The organism is Sphingomonadaceae bacterium OTU29LAMAA1 (assembly GCA_024072375.1).
Taxonomy (GTDB): domain Bacteria; phylum Pseudomonadota; class Alphaproteobacteria; order Sphingomonadales; family Sphingomonadaceae; genus Sphingomonas.
Genome location: CP099617.1, coordinates 1,968,577 through 1,983,950 on the forward strand (window position 1 = coordinate 1,968,577; position 15,374 = coordinate 1,983,950).

Genomic DNA, 15,374 nt, shown 5'->3' on the forward strand with positions numbered 1-15,374 from the left:
CTCGCACGCGAGCCGCTATGTGTTGAGGCGGAACAGCTTGCACGGGATCGCGAAGCTGGCGTTGAGCGCCAAAAGCGGAGCCGTGACTCCGATATTCAGCGAGGTCGGGGAAACCGCGACGATGTCGTGTAGGGCGTATCCCGCCAGCGCCGCCGTCGGCGCTAGGTACAGGCTGTCACCCGCCACGACGCCGAGGCTCGTCGGGATCGTGAGCACCAATCGGCGCACACCGGCCGCGATCGCGACCGTTGCTGTCTGCCCTACGGAGACCGTGCCAAGGTACGTGCTCGCCGGTGCGCCCTTGAGGCTCGCCAGCCACTGCGCCTGCGTGCCGATGAAGCCGGCCGCCTTGCCAACATCATAGGCTGACATTCCGGCAGCGCCCGCGAGGGACGCGATCCACTGCGTCTTTGTCCCGCCATAGCCGAGTTCGCGAGCGATATCGTAGGCGGACAGACCGGCCGCGCCGACCAGCGACGCCAGCCAAGCCGCCTGCGTACCGCCATAGCCGCCATCACGCGCCAGCTGGTAGGCGGATGCGCCGTCGACACCATCCTTGCCCGGAAGGCCGCGGAGGTCTGGATTGCCCGCTGGGTTGCTCACCACGTCGATCGTGATGTCGGCGCCGAGCGGCAAGACACCGCGCGACAGCAGCACGGCTGCTGGCTCGCCATACGAAGGTGGCGTTGCCGATAGGCGCATGCGCACCATGCCACCCGTCATCGGCTGGATGACGAGATAGATGCGCCGATTGTTCGGGACCGTCTCGGGCTTCACTGGTCGGGCCCAACCGGCTTGAGGTTGTGCGATAGGACCCAGTCGCAGCCAGCGGCACGCGCCATATAGCTCTGCGCTTCGGCAACGGTAACGCGCAGCACCCACGCGTTGCTGTCCGGACGGCCGATGTCGCCGGCATGCCGCCAGCCGGTTCCATAGGCGAAGCGGTGCCGCGCCGTCGCGCGCGGGCAGCCGTCGACGGCGAATACCGGCTCGAGGTGGCGGCTGACATGCGTCACCTGCGCCGCCATCCACTCGCGGGTGTCCGCGTGCTGCGTCCACAGCCATGCCCCAGGTGCGAGGTCGGAACCGGCGATCGTGGCACCCGGACCGGATCGGTCGTCGTTCGCGAGCAGGTATTCTGACGCCTCGTCAAGGCAGTTGCCGCCAGAGCCGTTGCCGCCCCAACCGCCAGGCGGGGTGGGCGTCTCGGGATAGGTGCCGTCCGCGTTCGCGGTGGTGATGTTGCCGAGGTAGACGAGGTCGGGATCGGCTGCCTCGGTCAGCGCCGGGTCGAGCGCGATCAGATAGGCGGACGTGCTCAGCCGCCAATACAGGACGTATGCCGTCCCTGCGGTCATGCCGGACAGATCTGCAGCCGGGAAGCTGATCTGCCGGCCATCGTCGATCACGCCGTCGAATGCGGCGACCAGCACGCTGTCCGCATCCGATGTCACCGGATAGGGCAGCGACTGCCGGATGAGGACATGCGCCCCGCGAGCGGTCTCCACGGGATAGCTGATCGGCACTGAGAGGTCGGGCGTGGGCGGAGCGTTGCCGGTCCTGCCAAGGCAGAACGGGTGCTTCGCGAACGTCTCCGACCGACAGGTGAGGGTCACCGCCATGGTGCTGCCCTCGATCTCCCGCTGGCGCACAACGACGTCGCGCGCGAGCGCGGCCTCGGGGATGTCGACGGTCAGGCAGTCTCCGGGCCGATAGCCGATCGCATAGATCTTGCTCGGCAAAACGATGCCGTCGAGCTCGCGACCGTTCCACAGGGCGTACAGCCCCAGCTGAGCACCCTGGTCGACCTGCTGGACGAGCGGGAACGTGATCTCGGTCGGGCGGCTGCCGCCATCGAATGCGACATAATCCGATATTGCGATCGCATCGAGCGGCACCTCCTCCCAACCGTGCGATTCGAGCCGCACGCGCGGGATGACGGTGTTGCGGCGGGCGCGACGCGACGCCGTGCCGGGCACATCGACATCGCCCATGATGTCGTTGCTGGTGATCGTGCCGATCGACACCCGCGGCGCATTGAAACTGCACGACAGCTGCGCGCCAACCGGGAACACCTCACCCCCGCCTGCCTGGGCGATCATCTTGAGGATGTCCCAGCTGTTGTCGCTGGACGTGTAGACGATCCCGCCCGCCTTCCAGTCGTTCGCCTCGCAAACGTTCGCCCAGTCGACGAACGGAGCCATGTCGATGCCATCGGCATCAAGACCGCCGCCGGCGATGAGTACGCCATTCTGATAGCGACCGAACGCCCAGGTGACGGCGTGCAGTGCCGGATTTTCCGACCAGACATAGGTGGCCTCCTGACCAAGGCGGCACGCGCCGGATCCGCCCGGATAGGTGCTATCGAGCCGCGGATCGTAGACGTAGACGCCCTCAACAATGCGACCGCGCTGCGGCACGCCGTTTGGGTAGATCTTCATCTTCTCGTCGAACTTCAGCGTCCACAGATCCGCCGCGAGACCCGACAGCTTCGCGTTGCCGCTCCAGCCGGGGAATGTCCCCTGCGGTCCCGCCAGCGCGCGCGTCTCAGGGCATGCGCCCAGCTGCTGATCCAGCCACATCCAGCCAGCATAGCTGCCGCCGACCGAGGTGCCGTTGAGGCTGACGGCGACCTTGTTGATCAGAAGTGGACCCAGACTGCGCACCGGGCCGATGCTGTGCACCGTCACCCAGGTTTCGAGGCTGTTCTTCGAGCCGTAATACTGGCGGTGCACGACGTTGCCGCCGCTATAGGTTCGGCCGAGCGCGACCGGCAGGCCCGCATCCTTGTCGATCTTGAACTGGGTGGCGCTGCCGCCAACGCTACCTTTGGGTGTCGCCGCAGATGCCGCGAGCGACAGCGCGGCACCAGCTGCACTGGCGACAACGGCTACGGTCGCAATTGCCGCCGTCGTCGCTGACGCCGCGATCAGGCCAGCCGATACTGCGACACCTACACCAGTCGCAGCGAGTGCGACTGCTCCGACCACAAAGGCAGCGGTGCGTAATGCCTTCGCCATCGTCTAGACCCGCCAGGCCGCGATGAATTCAACAGGCTGAAGGATCTCCGCTGTTCCAGTGTCTTCGTGGAATCCGAGAACGCGGCCGTTCCCGACGGTAATCGTCAGCGCGCCATCCAGAGGGGCTTCGCCGGGGATCATTACGATGTCGGCGATTCTCGCCGCCGCCGGGGCGATGCGCTCCAGTCCAAGCGCATCCAGCGCCTCGGACAAGGTGTTGAACCCGGCACGCTGCAACGCGCGCAGTGCTGCCGGACCAGTGGTGTATGTGCCGGCCTTGCCTAGCTGAGGGCGGTGACCCATCTTGCGCAGCACGAAGGCGGCCAACCGAACGCAATCGTTCTTGCCCAGCTGCCATGGCTCCCCCTTGAACCGTGCAACCGCCGCCTGCGCCGCCTGCTGTCGCTGGATCATCTCGATCACAGGAACGATGCCCGCGTGCTGCCGGTGATCACCGACACGGCCGATGGCGGCTTCTCCACGCCCCAATATGATGTCCGCTCGATGCCGGTCATGTTCGCCAGCCCTTCTTCGTCCGGCCAGACCAGCCGATGCCAAGCGTCCGACAGGCGAGCGCCGATCTCCTGATCGTGGAACGGTTCCAGCGCCGAGGTGCAGCGCCACTCTACCGACCGCGTCCCCTTGCCGACCCGCAGGCGCGGCACGTCGAGCTCGCCTGCGAACAGTTGGAGCGGATCTGGGATGATCTGGCCAGTTTCGCGATCCACTACGGCGAGCCAGCCTCGAACCTTTCCGCCCTGCGCGGTCGCCGAGGCCAGCGCAGCCGCAGCGATGGCGCTGGGCGGAACGAAGGTAAGATCCCAATCTGGCGCCTCGTCGCCGACGCCATCCTTGAGCGTTCCCGCCGCGACCAGTGTGCCGAACATGGCATCGCTACCGGTGAAGACGTCATCGCCCCATGCCACCTCCCCAGCGCCGACGAGGTGCCGCATGGTATGCCCCGGCAGCACCACCTCTACCAGCGGGGCAAGCGGGTGAAGGCCTGAACGCAGTGCCGCCGATGCCTGCGGCGTCAGACGGAAGCTCATTTCCGCTCCTGCACGGTGAAGGTGAGTGGCTTCGTCCGGTTGCGCTCGAACCCGGCACCCTTGTCGAAGCCGATCAGCTGACCTTCGATCATCGGCTGGTCGAAGTGACAGACGTCACCGTCTACCGTCAGGAAACGCAGCATCGGCCAGATCGGCAGCGCGACGCGACCGTCGCCTCCGGCGACCGCGCGCCCACGCACCATGTGGACGCGGTGCACGCCATCGTGGACGATGCTGAAGAAGCGACCATGGACGAACTCGGTCTGCCGGAACGCCCCGCGCAGATTAAGCACGGTGCCTGCCTGATTGGCACCGTCAGCGACAATCCCGCTGCCGATGGGTTTGGGACGGTTCGGCAGGCGAAGCTCAATCAGCGCATCCGCAGTCGTCGCCTCCATGAGGAGGGCGATGAACTCACGGCTCTGCGCATCCTGCCGCAACTGGGTCGTCAGAACATCGACGGCCAGCCGGTCGCCCATGCGGGGCGTTTGCAGGTCTTCACCTCCGAGCACACCCTCCTGGTTGCCGGAGAACAGGCGGGGGCGGATCGTCAGGTCGGCGATGCGGGTCCCAGGGGATGAAGACGCTCACCGGAAGCGACCCAGCCGCCGCGCACCCGCCCGTTGCGCCTCAGCCTGGCCGATCTGAGCGCCACCCGCCGCGCCCTGCATCGCGGCCTGGGCATCGCCCTGCTGGATCATCGCCCAGAACTCCGGCGTCATCAGGTTGCCGCTGAAGTGGTTGTGGGTCACCGCTGCGGGGCGGTTGTCGTTGCCGGCCAGCATCCGACGGGTTTCCGCCGCAGGAGAGACGCGGGCGCCGCGCCCGATCGACACGAGTTCCGGACCGGTCTCTCCGACCAGCGACATGCCGCCCGACCAGTATTCGGTGCCAGCAGCGTTAGCGCCTGGCTTGAACAGCTTACCGACGTTGGCGATCGCCGAGGACAGGGTCGGCAGGGCCTTGTCGCCATTGATGAGGTTCTTCAGCGGGTTGAGCAGCGCGAGCGTGATGAACTCGTTCTTCAGGCTGCCGAGGATCGTCTTGCCGGCGTTGCCCCAACTGGACCAGGTATCCTCGCTGAGAACGGTGCTGACGAAGTCGGCACCATAGCCCCGGAGTTCGTCGAGGGCGGTGGTGACGACGCGGACCTTCGCGGCATCTTCATCGGCCATCTGCTCGACACGCTCGCTGATGCCGCGACGCGCGCCCTCAATCGCGTCTGCCATCGGGTCGTCGGTGCCGAACAGCTTTTTGAACGTCTCGAAGCCCGCGTCCGCCATCCGCTTCTGCTCGGCGTGATAGGCGGCCATGCGGATGCCCGCTGCCGCGTCGATTGTCAGCTTGCCGCCTTTCACCAGCGCATCGATCTTCGCCAGCGTTGCCGCATATTCATCGGCCGCCGCGCGCGCCGGGTCGTACGCGGCCACGACGGAGCGAAGGTCGCTCTCTAGTTCGCGCTCCGCTGCGGCAGCATCGCGCACCTTCTTCGCGGCTTCCTGGCGCTCTTCCGTCGCCGCTCGTGCGGCGTCACCAGTTTTCCTGAACGCGATATGATAGTGGCTGCCCTCGTCGAGAGCTTCCGACAGCTTCACGCCAGCCTGACGATAGGCGGCAATGATCTTCGCAAGGGTCACCCCGCCGGATTTCGCGATATCAAGCGCCTGGCCAGTCTCGTGATTGCTCGTGCCCGGCTTCGCCGCCAGCGCCGCCCACGGCCCACCGTTCTTGTACGCGACGTACTTGTCGTAAAGGCGCTGCTGCTCGGCACGCGACCGTACGTCGCTGGTCACCTTGCCGCCGATACCCTCGGCGATGCTGCGTGCTTCCGTGAGGCTGACGTTGCGACCGATCTGGTTCGCCGTCTGTCCGGCTGCTCGCTGCTCGGCTTGGTAGCGCTCGACAGCTGCCGTTTTCTGCTTCTCAAGTTCCGTGATTCGAGCGGCGCTGTCGGCTCGAGCATGGTTCCCGGCTGCGATCAGCGCCTGATCCGCTTCACGAATAATGGCGATACGATCCGCATAGCGCTTGTTGATCGCCTGAACGGGGTCAGCCATTCGCTGGGCCGTTTCGATATCGACGTTGAAGCGAGTACCTTCGACGAGCCTCCGCGCCTCCGCGACCGCTGCGACGGCTTCCTTCGCGATGCGAGCTGCCTCGGCTGCCTCGCGGCTATAGAGGACCTGCGCCTGTGCTGCACCGGCGCCGCCCGCTGCGCCGAACGTCGTCTGATTGGCAGCCGACGCCTCGCGGGCGGCCTGCTCCGCCATGGCAGCGGTTGCCACGCGGACGGCAAGCGCTTTCTGCAATTGCGCCTTTGCGGCCTCGTACGACCGTTCGGCTGCCGTCTTATCGGCGTCCGCCAGATCGTTCAGCGCCTTCTTCTGGTCTCGGATCGCTTCGGTCACCCCGGCGAGCGTGTTGCCGAAAGCATACTTCGCGCGATCCGCGAGGCCGGTCTCCTGGGCATCCTTCCGGAGCTTGTCGACAGCCTCGTCGAGGGCATTGTTGCCCTCGTACAACTTCGCCACGAACGGCGACAGGACGAGCAGCGCCACCTGAGCGGCGACGCCCCACGGCCCCATCAGGATGTTGGCAAACGCCTGCGCCTTGCCGCCGGCATATTGCAGCTGACCGGCAAGCTGTCCGCCCTGTACGACAAGAGCATTGAGTGGGTTGCCGCCCATGCTGATCTGAACGAACAGATCCTGGATCTGCGGGGCGGCTGCCGCAAATGCATTGCCCGACTTCTTGGCGGTCCCGCCTACCGCGTCCAGAGCATCCTGCTCCATGCGCAGCTTCGCGACGTACTGGTCGAGCGAGATCGCGCCGGCGCTGACCAAGGCACGAGCCTCGCCGATCTCTCGGTTGAAGCGGTGCTGCGCCGCGAAAGCGGGATCGATCGCCGCAACGAGTGCGCGGGCGCGAGCCTCGACTTTCTGCTGCGCCGCCTCCAGTTCGAGGAACGCGGTTGCCGACTGACGGGCGCTGCCTTCATACTGGCCGAAGCCGGTCCCGTTCGTATCGTTGATCCGCATCTGCGTCGCGGTCTGCGGCATGATTGCTGCGATCTTCGCCGCCGCGCTCTGCTGGCGCTGAATGGCGGCCTCAACATCCCGCGTCGCATTGTCATAGGATCGCGACCAGCGCTTGGCCTGGGCATCTCCGACATCGCCGATGCGCTGGAAGGACGTCGTGCCGCTCTCCGCGATCTCGACGAAGTCGGCCTTCACCTGTGCCTTGCCGGTGGTGCCAAGACGGATCGACGCGGGGTTCGGCATCAGTCGCTCCCTTCCTCGGACATCTCGGCGATGCGGTTGATGATTGCCGCCTCAGCGGCCGGCAGGACTTCGGCGAGCAGCGCCAGATCGACGTTAAGCGCGCCGCCCATTTGCATGACGGTACCGAAGTCGAGCGCGAACGGCTGGCCCATGCCGCCGACGCGCAGCTGGCGGTCGCAGGCGCTCAGGACGCCCCAGACTGCCTCTTCCGCCTCGGACTGCGCTTCGTGGAGGACGTACGGGCATTCGGAGCAGCCGCCGCTCTCGCCTTTGCAGGAGAGAGAGCAGTACCGGTCGCCTCCTTCTCCTTCACCGAAGTGCCATTCGGCGAGAGCGGCGAGCCTTTTCCCGGCGCGGCGCGCTCCCGTTCGCGGGTCACGAAGGGGATGACGTAAGCCGCGTCGAATGCTTCGAAGACGAGCGGGTCGGCCAGCAGCTGCGCCTTTGCCTCTTCCGTGCACGCCAGCGGAACGCCAGCGCTGGTGTCGTCATCGTCGGCCATGGCGCAAACGTCGCGCCAGTCGAGGATGCCGGCCATGAGGAGGGCCAGGCTGAGCGCGTCGCCAAGCTCGGCGAACTGCTCATCGATGGCCGCCTGATCATCCGTCGCAGCTGTCGTTCCGCCGAGCGCTTCGCCGGCTGCCCGTCGCGCGCGGCGCAGCATCGGCCGGTCGATCGGCGCGAACAGCACCTGAGCACCCATCACTGAGATCCATTCCGGCTCTGCCGGCTTGGCTGGCGCGATCAGCATCAGGCGTAGCTCGCCACGTCATTGCGCAGGTATGCCGACAGCATCGGTTGGCCTGCGGCCGTCGACGCGATCGCGTTCACCGACACCTGGATGCCGGCCGGGCCGGTGATCGGCCGCTTCGAGCGCGGAAGGAACACCCGGTTGAGTTCGAGGCGCAGCATGCGGTTGGCGCCGGGGATCGTCCAGCCCAGCACGATCTTCACCGGCGTGCCGGAGGTCGCCTTGAGGAACATGGCGCGGTCGGCAAACTTCATGGTGAGGCTGAGCGACGCGGTCGGCATGCCGGGGTCCGAATCCTCTATCTCGCCGCTGGGGCGGATCGTCTCGACCTTCTCCAGCACGTTCGAGAAGCTGATTGTGGCCGACATGACGCCGCCAATCTGCACATCATCCATCAGCACCTGGCCGGACGGTTGGGTGAAGCGGCGATTGGTTGCGGCATCGAACGGCGTCGGCACGCCAGCCGAGGACGTGGCCGCCAGCACCGTCTCGCCCTGGCCGATCAGGCCCAGCGTTGCGTTGAGCCAGCCGGACCGTCCCATCTGGATCTGGAACGTGTTGGCGCGCAGGCCATAATTGGTGCTGTAGGCCGGCACGTCGGGGTGACCGATCTCCGCCGACAGAGATGGGATCGTCGGCGCGCCCGACTTGAAGGTGTGGGCGTAGCCGTCGCCATCCGCAGCGGTCGTGGGAGGGCCGAACAGCAGCCTCAGCCACCAGCCGAACGCCTGCGCATCGACCGGCACGACGACGTCGCCATCGTTCACGACGACATCGAGCATCGGGTCGGACGGTGCGCGGCCTTGGCCGAGCAGGTCCGATTCCATCAGCGCCTGCTCTGCGCCGAGGGCGGAGGTGATGAACGGCACCTGTTTGTAACCGCCTGCGGGCGGGGTGCCATATGCCGTCTCGAACGCGATGTTCATCAGCGCGTTCGCGCCGCGTGCACGACCCATAGGGGTTCTCCTGGTTAGCCGAGGGGGTTGGGCGTCGAATAGGACGCCATGATCATGAAGCTGCCGCCGCGAGCCGGTCGGTTGATGAGGGTGCCGCGCTCGTCGTAAGAGGCGATGTCTTCGGTTCCGGCCGCGGTGACGTCGAGCCAGTCGCAGAGGCCGCCGAGCGTGCGATCGGCTTCCACGGCAGTGCCGATCGCGCTCAACAGCGCGTCAACGGTCGGTTCGTCGGCAGCCAATACCTCGATCGGGATGCCATGATCGTAAAAATAGGTGAGCGGGCTCAGCGTGATGTCGGCGTCGCCGAGGTCGCCCGCCCCAACAATGATCCTGCCGCCCGCCGAGATGCGCTGCGCGGCAGCGTCAGCCCCGTCGAGGCCGATTACGTCAGCATCCGGACAGGCTTCCGCGATCAACACCTTGGCTGCGGTGAGTACGGCGAGCCGCTTCGACATCAGCCAGCCAGCCGGCGCGAGAACTCGGCTGCGAACCGCTCTTCCCAGAGCTGCGCCGGGCCTTGTAGGTCGAGCAGCTTGGGTAGCTGAACGGTTTTGCGCAGAACGAACATCAGCACCGGCTTGGCCGTGCGGCCCTGCGCGGCGCGACCCTTCGTTGCACGCCGGAACGTCTTCATATTCAGCGAGCGCACGACGTCGATGAACGCCAGCAGCGTTCCTGCGCGACCCTTGCGGATCTGGAGGTCGGTGTTGAACATGCTTTCCACCTCCGCCGGCGACATCGCGCCGCCCTTGATGTTCTTGCCCCGGATGCTGACCCGGCCACGCGCCCGCGGCACGTTCTTGGTCGGGATCCAGAGGTATTTGGCGCCACCGTGCGGGCGGATGGTCGCACCGCGAGTGAAGCTCTCGACGATGTCCGGCGCGTTCGACCAGATATAGCCTGTCGGCGTCATGCTCTTGCGCTTCTCGGGGTACGTCCGGTCGCGCCAAGTGTTCGCGAGACGCTGGCCAAGGCCGTTGTCTGTCACCTGCCGGCGAAGTTCGAGCAGGGTCTTATACCCGCTGCCGCGCATCGCCTCGGTCGCGGCCGTCGCCACATCGCCTTCGATGTCGCGCATGATGTCAGCGAAGTTCGGGCCTGAAACCCGCAACTCCATGTCAGCCGACCTTCACGTCCGCGATCTGCGGCTCGGGTTCGACCGGATCGTCGCCGTCTGCATCGGCCGGCTCGCCCGCGAGGACGCCCGCCGCCTTGAGGCGCTCGGCTTCCTTGTTCGTGACGGTCAACGCACCCTCATAGGGGCGGCGCAGGTCGGTACTGCCGGCCACCGTGACGCTGGTCGGGCCGATGAGGGTGATCGTCTTCATGGATATAATCCTCGGCTCAGGAGAGGGGCGTCTCGGCGCCGCATGTCCACGTCAGGCCCTCTACGTCCTTCATCGGGTCGCCGAGGATCTCGAAGGCCTCGCCGCCGACGATCGCGCCATCGATCAGGGCGGCGCCGACGATGATGCGGTCGCCCGGCGTGGGGGCGGGAACGTCGCTGATCCGCATGTCAAAGGCGTTCGCCTGCTGGATCACTCGGGTCTGCTGATAATTTGCGCTCGTGTCCGGCTGGCTCCGGATCACGCGAATAGGAACGGGGGCGCCCCCCTGGGGGACATAGACCGCCGCCGCGGAGCCAGGCGCGATGAAGTGCGCGTCCAGCGCCGCGGCGAACGGGTCCATGTTACGCGGCGATCTGACCGGTCAGCAGTACGCGGCCGATCACCGCAGCCGATGCTTGGGCCTGCGTAGCAGCGCCGATCAGGGCATTGGACCCGGCGGTCGTGGTTGCGACGTTGGCCGTGGCATCCCAGTAGACCTTCTGACCGGCGGTCCACGCCTGACCGTTTGCTTTGGCGACGTCGAATACGCCGACACGGCGGCCCTCGACGGGCGCGCCCTGGGCTGCCGCAGCGAGTGCGACCGCCATGATCGCGCCGACCATGAAGCCGTCGCCGCTGGCGAGCGCACGGGGCGCAGGGAGGGTGATGGTCTCACCCGGCTGGAAGAAATTGCGGGCCATGCTGGCTTACTCCTTCTCGGTCGCGGGCTTGCGGCCGGTGTGCTTGGCGGGGGCGGGCGGGGCATCCGCCTGATGGGGGTTCGCCGGCGGGTCGGCGGGGATCGTGCCGCTAGCTGCCGAGATGGGCTCGGGCGTCGCGGCCTCGATCTGCTCGGCGGTGAAGCCGTCAGTCACGTCCTCGGCGGCCTTGTCGTCGACGAGGCGCTTGGCCTCATCATCGGAAACGGGGATCGCGCCCTCGTGCGGGTGGCGAAGAACGCCGCCGACATAGGCGGCGGTCAGAAGTACAAGGAACTTCATGGGATCATCTCCAAAAGAGACGGAGCCGCGCCAGCCGCCCCGTCTGCGAGGGGTGGCTGCGCTCAGGCGCCCGGCTGCTTGTACGCCGAGCGGTAATTGACCGCGCCGGTGCCGTAGTCGTGGCGGACCTTCCACTCGACACCGTCGACACGCCAGCCGTCCTGGCTGTCGGTGAACGGCTCGGTGACGCCGTTGAGGAACACGACCTCGAGCGCCGGGGCAGTGCTCGGATCGGCGAACCCATAATAGGCCGGACCTGTCAGGCGCTGCGTGGCGATGATGTCGCTGAGCAGGCCCTTCACGATGTTGGGCTTCTGGAGCTTACCGACGGCATCGGGGTCATATTCGCTGCCGTTAATCGTGATCGCGGCGCCGCGCAGGCTGCGCGGCACGAGCAGGCGATCGAGGCCGATCTCCAGATACTCGTTGCCGCTGATGTCCTTCTGCGCGCCCATCGCCGCATCCATGTCGTCGAACGCCTGCACCGACGGCGCGGCGCCGGTCTGGGCGAGGTTGCCGTGCCGGGCGTCGAACAGCGGGATGCCGTCGTTCATGACGGGGTTGCTGTTCAGCAGCGCGTAGACGTCGACTTCGATCGTCAGCTTGGCGGCGCGGCCGAGATCGACAGCGAGGCCGGAGAAGACGTCCATGTCGTCGTTCACGATCGCCTGGCGACTGAGGTTGATCATGTTGCCGACCGTCTTGGCGATGATCATCTCACGGGCGAGGTCGGGGATCGGCTTGTTCTTGAACTCGCCGGCCTCGTTCACCTGGTCGAGCGCACCGAAGCTGCCGCGCAGGTAGCGCGTGTGCGGACGGAAGTCGGTGACGGTGCCCGTGCCGCAGAAGCGGGTCCAGGTGTCCGGCGTGGTGGCGTAGGCCGCCTGCAAGATCCGGTGGATCGCGTTCTCGAACAGGACCGGGAAGTCGCTGGTCGTCTGGGTGATCACGGCACCCTGCGAGGTCATCGCATGGCGGACGATCAGGTCGGGATCACGCATGCCGCGGGTGTTGGTGCCGCCGTTCTCCAGCGATTCTCGCGCCAGATCGACGTTGCGCATACCGCGGAACTCGCCGGGATCGACCTTGACGGTCTCGCCCTTCATCGCCGCGGCCTTTTCGACGAGGTGCGCGACGCCCGCCTTGACGAGCAGCCAGTTGGTCGCGCCTTCGCGAAACTTGTCGCGCTGGTCGAGGGTCACGCGCGCCGGACTGTTGTGGCCGACGTTCGCCGCGTCACCATTCTCGGCGAGCTTGTCGAGGATCTTCTCGCGAGCGGTCGCCAGCGGCGTGCCGTCATTGACGAGGCCGTCGATGAACTCGCCGGGCAGGTTGTGCTTCGTGCCAAGCGAACGGATCGTGCTGACGCGCGTACGCTCTGCGGCCACGGCCGTATCGGCACGGGCCTGAGCGTCCGCCGGCGTGACGGAGGCGGGAGCCATCGCCAGCGCACCCGTCTTCGGCAGCGCGTCCTGCGCGTCGAGGGCGACGGCCGATGCCGTGATCTTGTCGATCTCGGCCTGGGTGCCGCCATCCTTTTGGAACTTGTCGATCGCGGCAACCAGCGCCGCGCGTGTCGTATAGAGGTTCATGCTCGTCTCCAATGGACGTTGCGGGGCGGCGCCTTGCGCCTTGGGCTTGCCGATCATCGCCATGGCGGAGATGCGCGGGGTCTCCGGGGCCTTGCGGAACCCGAATGCGGTGACGTCGCACGCCGCGGCGCTGGACGCCTCGGTCACGGACGTGATGAACTGCTGCTCGAGCGCCTGCTCGCTGGTCAGCCACGTCTCGGCGTCCAGCATCGGCACGAGTTCGTCGGCGGTGAGGCCGGTCTGACCGGAGTAGATGCGGACCAGCTGGTCGCGGATGACGTCGAGCTTGTCGGCTGCGGCGCGAAGCTCGCGGGCGTCGCCGATCGCGACATCCCATGGATTGTGAATCATCATCAGGGCATTGTCGGCCATGATGATCTCGTCGCCGGCCATGGCGATGACGGACGCCATCGAAGCGGCGAGACCGTCGATATAGATGGTGACCTTGCGGCCCGCTGCCTTCGCGCCGATCAGCGCGTTGAAGATCGCGAGACCCTCCATGACGTAGCCGCCGGGCGAGTTGATACGGACGGCGAGGTCGTCATCGCCGCCCGCGATCAGGCCGAAGAGAGTCTTGGCGTCGAGGCCATCCCACTCGTCGCCCACGATGCCGTAGATGAGGATGTCGGTCATGCATTCGCCTTTCGGGTTGCGTCGGCGATCGCGTCCGCCGTCTGCTCCGCGGGGTTGCCGACTGCCGTGACGCGGCGCGGGTCGCTGTCGAAGATGAGGCCGAGGGCATCGAGCTTTTCGAAGTCGGCCTTCGCCTCGGCGAGGAAGGTATCGGGATCCTCGCCGCGCTCGCGCGCCCACTGCGAGATCGTCTTGCCGCCGGCACGGATGGCGTCCCGGCTGGATTTGACCTCGTCGGACGGGTTGATCATCTCACGGCCGGGCGGGGTCCAACGGACGGTGACGCCGGTGACGTCCTCGCCGGTGAACTCCAGCGCCTCGATCATCCACGTGGCGACGGCGCCGCAGAATTGCGGGATGAACATCGACCACTGCCAGGTGGCGAGCGACCGCTGGTATTCGAGCCAGCCCATGCGACCAGACGAGAAGTTGACGTTCGACAGGTCACCGGTGAGCGCTTCGTAGGGGACGCCGAGGCCGGCTGCGACGGCGCGCAGCGAGACCTTCGTGTAGTCAGCGTATCCCTCCGTCGCGGGCGGGTTGGAGAAGGTCACTTCCTCGCCCGGCCGTGCATACTGGAACGTGCCGGGTTCGATGTAATCGAGCGGCTCGCGGTCAACCGCGGCCTCACCATCCTCCGTCTGGATGCCGGGAATGGCGGCGCCATCGTCCTCACCGGTGACGACGCCGACGAATGCGTTGGCGAGCTTCTGCCGCGTCAGCGTCGCATCTTCGAAGTCGCCGAAGTCCTTCATGCGCAGCACGATCGGTGCCAGCCAGGTCGCGCCGTGCTCCATCTCCGGCCGGTCGGCGCGGAAGACGTGAGCGACGTCGGCTGCCGGGATCAGGGTCGAGCCAAGCGACGACGTGCGGCCCGCGCCGGGATGACCATTGTAGAGCCAGTACCCCTCGCGCGCGCCGATCGGGCTGAACTGAACGCCGTTGACGACGAATCCGCCAGTGACGCCCGGCGCGCTGGCGAGCGGGCCATGCTTCGACGGGTCGATATAGTCCGGCTCGAGCACCTGAAGCTGCACCGGTAGGGGCAGCCCGTCCGAAGATCGGCGCCAGCGCCGGCGCATTACGACCGCGCCGCTCTCCACGATGGTGCGGGCGGCCTGTAGCTGAAGCCCGTAAAGGTCGTGCCGCCCGCCGCTGTCGCACGCCTTCGTATCAAAGTGCGCGCGGACCTTCTTGTTCAGCGCGTCGTCGATCTTGCCATCGCGGTAGACCTGAAACGTGATGCCGGTGCCGACCATGTTGTTGGCGATCGTGGCCACGCCGCGGGCCGCAAATGGATTGTTGCGGACCAGGTCGCGCGCGATCCCGCGCAGCGCGGCCATCACCGCAGGGGTGAGTTCGCCGTTCGCATCCCGCTGCGTCCGCCGCCAACCGGCAGCACGCCGCCCGAAGGTGGCGCCATCGTATTCGGCGCGTGGGCCACCGCGCGCGATCCGCTGCCGCACCGGTGCAGACTGGCGCGGCGCTGCGCCCGGCCGCCCGAGCAGCCGGTCGAGGAAGGTGCGTTCGGCCACGTTTTACAGGCCGCTGCGATAGTAGGGGACGCGATGCCGGACGATGCCGCCGAGCGCGCGCGTCTGCATCTTCATCTGCGCATCCACGACCTTGATGGCAGCGGAAACAGCATCGACCGATTGGAACGTGGTCTCGCGACCATCGGCGAACCGGACCTTCTGCGGTCCGACCGCGACAGCTAGGAGGGTGGCGTGTAGCTGGTCGAGGTCGGTCTGCTGATATGCCAT

General features: G+C 66.8%; 18 protein-coding genes. All 18 read right to left on the reverse strand.

Annotation, left to right across the window (positions count from 1 at the left end; translation table 11 throughout):
* Positions 1–15 precede the first annotated feature (15 nt).
* The gene (locus NF699_09540; GenBank protein ID USU06879.1) at positions 16–777 is read right to left on the reverse strand and encodes a hypothetical protein; all 762 of its coding nucleotides are present in this window, start codon (positions 775–777) and stop codon (positions 16–18) included.
* Positions 774–3,020 (reverse strand): hypothetical protein, encoded by a 2,247-nt coding sequence (locus tag NF699_09545; GenBank protein ID USU06880.1) that lies wholly within the window; start codon positions 3,018–3,020, stop codon positions 774–776. Before NF699_09545 ends, NF699_09540 begins: the two co-directional genes overlap by 4 nt.
* 3 nt (positions 3,021–3,023) lie before the next feature.
* A complete protein-coding gene (locus NF699_09550) occupies positions 3,024–3,434 on the reverse strand; it encodes a hypothetical protein (GenBank protein USU06881.1) in 411 nt (136 codons plus the stop codon).
* Positions 3,435–3,439: 5 nt separating this feature from the next.
* Complete coding sequence (locus NF699_09555; protein USU06882.1) at positions 3,440–4,069, reverse strand: hypothetical protein; 630 nt, start codon at positions 4,067–4,069, stop codon at positions 3,440–3,442.
* Complete coding sequence (locus NF699_09560; GenBank protein USU06883.1) at positions 4,066–4,548, reverse strand: hypothetical protein; 483 nt, start codon at positions 4,546–4,548, stop codon at positions 4,066–4,068. The genes NF699_09555 and NF699_09560 overlap by 4 nt, the downstream gene beginning before the upstream one ends.
* Positions 4,549–4,656: 108 nt before the next feature.
* Entirely contained in the window at positions 4,657–7,350 is a 2,694-nt protein-coding gene (locus tag NF699_09565) for a phage tail length tape measure family protein (protein ID USU06884.1), read from the reverse strand.
* On the reverse strand, positions 7,350–7,502 hold the full coding sequence (locus NF699_09570) for a hypothetical protein (protein ID USU06885.1): 153 nt from the start codon (positions 7,500–7,502) through the stop codon (positions 7,350–7,352). The genes NF699_09565 and NF699_09570 overlap by 1 nt, the downstream gene beginning before the upstream one ends.
* Positions 7,503–7,534: 32 nt before the next feature.
* Positions 7,535–8,101 carry a hypothetical protein gene (locus NF699_09575; protein USU06886.1) on the reverse strand — a complete coding sequence of 189 codons (567 nt, stop codon included), beginning with the start codon at positions 8,099–8,101 and terminating at the stop codon, positions 7,535–7,537.
* Positions 8,101–9,057: a phage tail tube protein gene (locus NF699_09580; GenBank protein ID USU06887.1), complete on the reverse strand. Its 957-nt coding sequence runs from the start codon at positions 9,055–9,057 to the stop codon at positions 8,101–8,103. The genes NF699_09575 and NF699_09580 overlap by 1 nt, the downstream gene beginning before the upstream one ends.
* A gap of 14 nt (positions 9,058–9,071) precedes the next feature.
* Positions 9,072–9,512 (reverse strand): hypothetical protein, encoded by a 441-nt coding sequence (locus NF699_09585; protein USU06888.1) that lies wholly within the window; start codon positions 9,510–9,512, stop codon positions 9,072–9,074.
* Complete coding sequence (locus tag NF699_09590) at positions 9,512–10,135, reverse strand: DUF6441 family protein (GenBank protein ID USU06889.1); 624 nt, start codon at positions 10,133–10,135, stop codon at positions 9,512–9,514. Before NF699_09590 ends, NF699_09585 begins: the two co-directional genes overlap by 1 nt.
* A gap of 40 nt (positions 10,136–10,175) precedes the next feature.
* Entirely contained in the window at positions 10,176–10,385 is a 210-nt protein-coding gene (locus NF699_09595; protein ID USU06890.1) for a hypothetical protein, read from the reverse strand.
* A gap of 16 nt (positions 10,386–10,401) precedes the next feature.
* The gene (locus tag NF699_09600) at positions 10,402–10,746 is read right to left on the reverse strand and encodes a hypothetical protein (protein USU06891.1); all 345 of its coding nucleotides are present in this window, start codon (positions 10,744–10,746) and stop codon (positions 10,402–10,404) included.
* A 1-nt stretch (position 10,747) separates the two neighbouring features.
* On the reverse strand, positions 10,748–11,086 hold the full coding sequence (locus NF699_09605; GenBank protein ID USU06892.1) for a DUF2190 family protein: 339 nt from the start codon (positions 11,084–11,086) through the stop codon (positions 10,748–10,750).
* A 6-nt stretch (positions 11,087–11,092) separates the two neighbouring features.
* Positions 11,093–11,386 (reverse strand): hypothetical protein, encoded by a 294-nt coding sequence (locus NF699_09610; protein ID USU06893.1) that lies wholly within the window; start codon positions 11,384–11,386, stop codon positions 11,093–11,095.
* A gap of 62 nt (positions 11,387–11,448) precedes the next feature.
* On the reverse strand, positions 11,449–13,611 hold the full coding sequence (locus NF699_09615; protein ID USU06894.1) for a Clp protease ClpP: 2,163 nt from the start codon (positions 13,609–13,611) through the stop codon (positions 11,449–11,451).
* Complete coding sequence (locus NF699_09620) at positions 13,608–15,146, reverse strand: phage portal protein (GenBank protein USU06895.1); 1,539 nt, start codon at positions 15,144–15,146, stop codon at positions 13,608–13,610. The genes NF699_09615 and NF699_09620 overlap by 4 nt, the downstream gene beginning before the upstream one ends.
* Before the next feature lie 3 nt (positions 15,147–15,149).
* Positions 15,150–15,374 (reverse strand): hypothetical protein, encoded by a 225-nt coding sequence (locus tag NF699_09625; GenBank protein ID USU06896.1) that lies wholly within the window; start codon positions 15,372–15,374, stop codon positions 15,150–15,152.

What these genes read in the sequence shown, in the direction of transcription:
- NF699_09605 (USU06892.1), bottom strand. Translation starts at nt 11,086, where the DNA reads ATGGCCCGCAATTTCTTCCAGCCGGGTGAGACCATCACCCTCCCTGCG.
- NF699_09550 (USU06881.1), bottom strand. Translation starts at nt 3,434, where the DNA reads ATGATCCAGCGACAGCAGGCGGCGCAGGCGGCGGTTGCACGGTTCAAG.
- NF699_09565 (USU06884.1), bottom strand. Translation starts at nt 7,350, where the DNA reads ATGCCGAACCCCGCGTCGATCCGTCTTGGCACCACCGGCAAGGCACAG.
- NF699_09555 (USU06882.1), bottom strand. Translation starts at nt 4,069, where the DNA reads ATGAGCTTCCGTCTGACGCCGCAGGCATCGGCGGCACTGCGTTCAGGC.
- NF699_09580 (USU06887.1), bottom strand. Translation starts at nt 9,057, where the DNA reads ATGGGTCGTGCACGCGGCGCGAACGCGCTGATGAACATCGCGTTCGAG.
- NF699_09575 (USU06886.1), bottom strand. Translation starts at nt 8,101, where the DNA reads ATGCTGATCGCGCCAGCCAAGCCGGCAGAGCCGGAATGGATCTCAGTG.
- NF699_09595 (USU06890.1), bottom strand. Translation starts at nt 10,385, where the DNA reads ATGAAGACGATCACCCTCATCGGCCCGACCAGCGTCACGGTGGCCGGC.
- NF699_09590 (USU06889.1), bottom strand. Translation starts at nt 10,135, where the DNA reads ATGCGCGACATCGAAGGCGATGTGGCGACGGCCGCGACCGAGGCGATG.
- NF699_09600 (USU06891.1), bottom strand. Translation starts at nt 10,746, where the DNA reads ATGGACCCGTTCGCCGCGGCGCTGGACGCGCACTTCATCGCGCCTGGC.
- NF699_09610 (USU06893.1), bottom strand. Translation starts at nt 11,386, where the DNA reads ATGAAGTTCCTTGTACTTCTGACCGCCGCCTATGTCGGCGGCGTTCTT.
- NF699_09625 (USU06896.1), bottom strand. Translation starts at nt 15,374, where the DNA reads ATGGCATATCAGCAGACCGACCTCGACCAGCTACACGCCACCCTCCTA.
- NF699_09560 (USU06883.1), bottom strand. Translation starts at nt 4,548, where the DNA reads ATGGGCGACCGGCTGGCCGTCGATGTTCTGACGACCCAGTTGCGGCAG.
- NF699_09545 (USU06880.1), bottom strand. Translation starts at nt 3,020, where the DNA reads ATGGCGAAGGCATTACGCACCGCTGCCTTTGTGGTCGGAGCAGTCGCA.
- NF699_09615 (USU06894.1), bottom strand. Translation starts at nt 13,611, where the DNA reads ATGACCGACATCCTCATCTACGGCATCGTGGGCGACGAGTGGGATGGC.
- NF699_09585 (USU06888.1), bottom strand. Translation starts at nt 9,512, where the DNA reads ATGTCGAAGCGGCTCGCCGTACTCACCGCAGCCAAGGTGTTGATCGCG.
- NF699_09570 (USU06885.1), bottom strand. Translation starts at nt 7,502, where the DNA reads ATGGGCCAGCCGTTCGCGCTCGACTTCGGTACCGTCATGCAAATGGGC.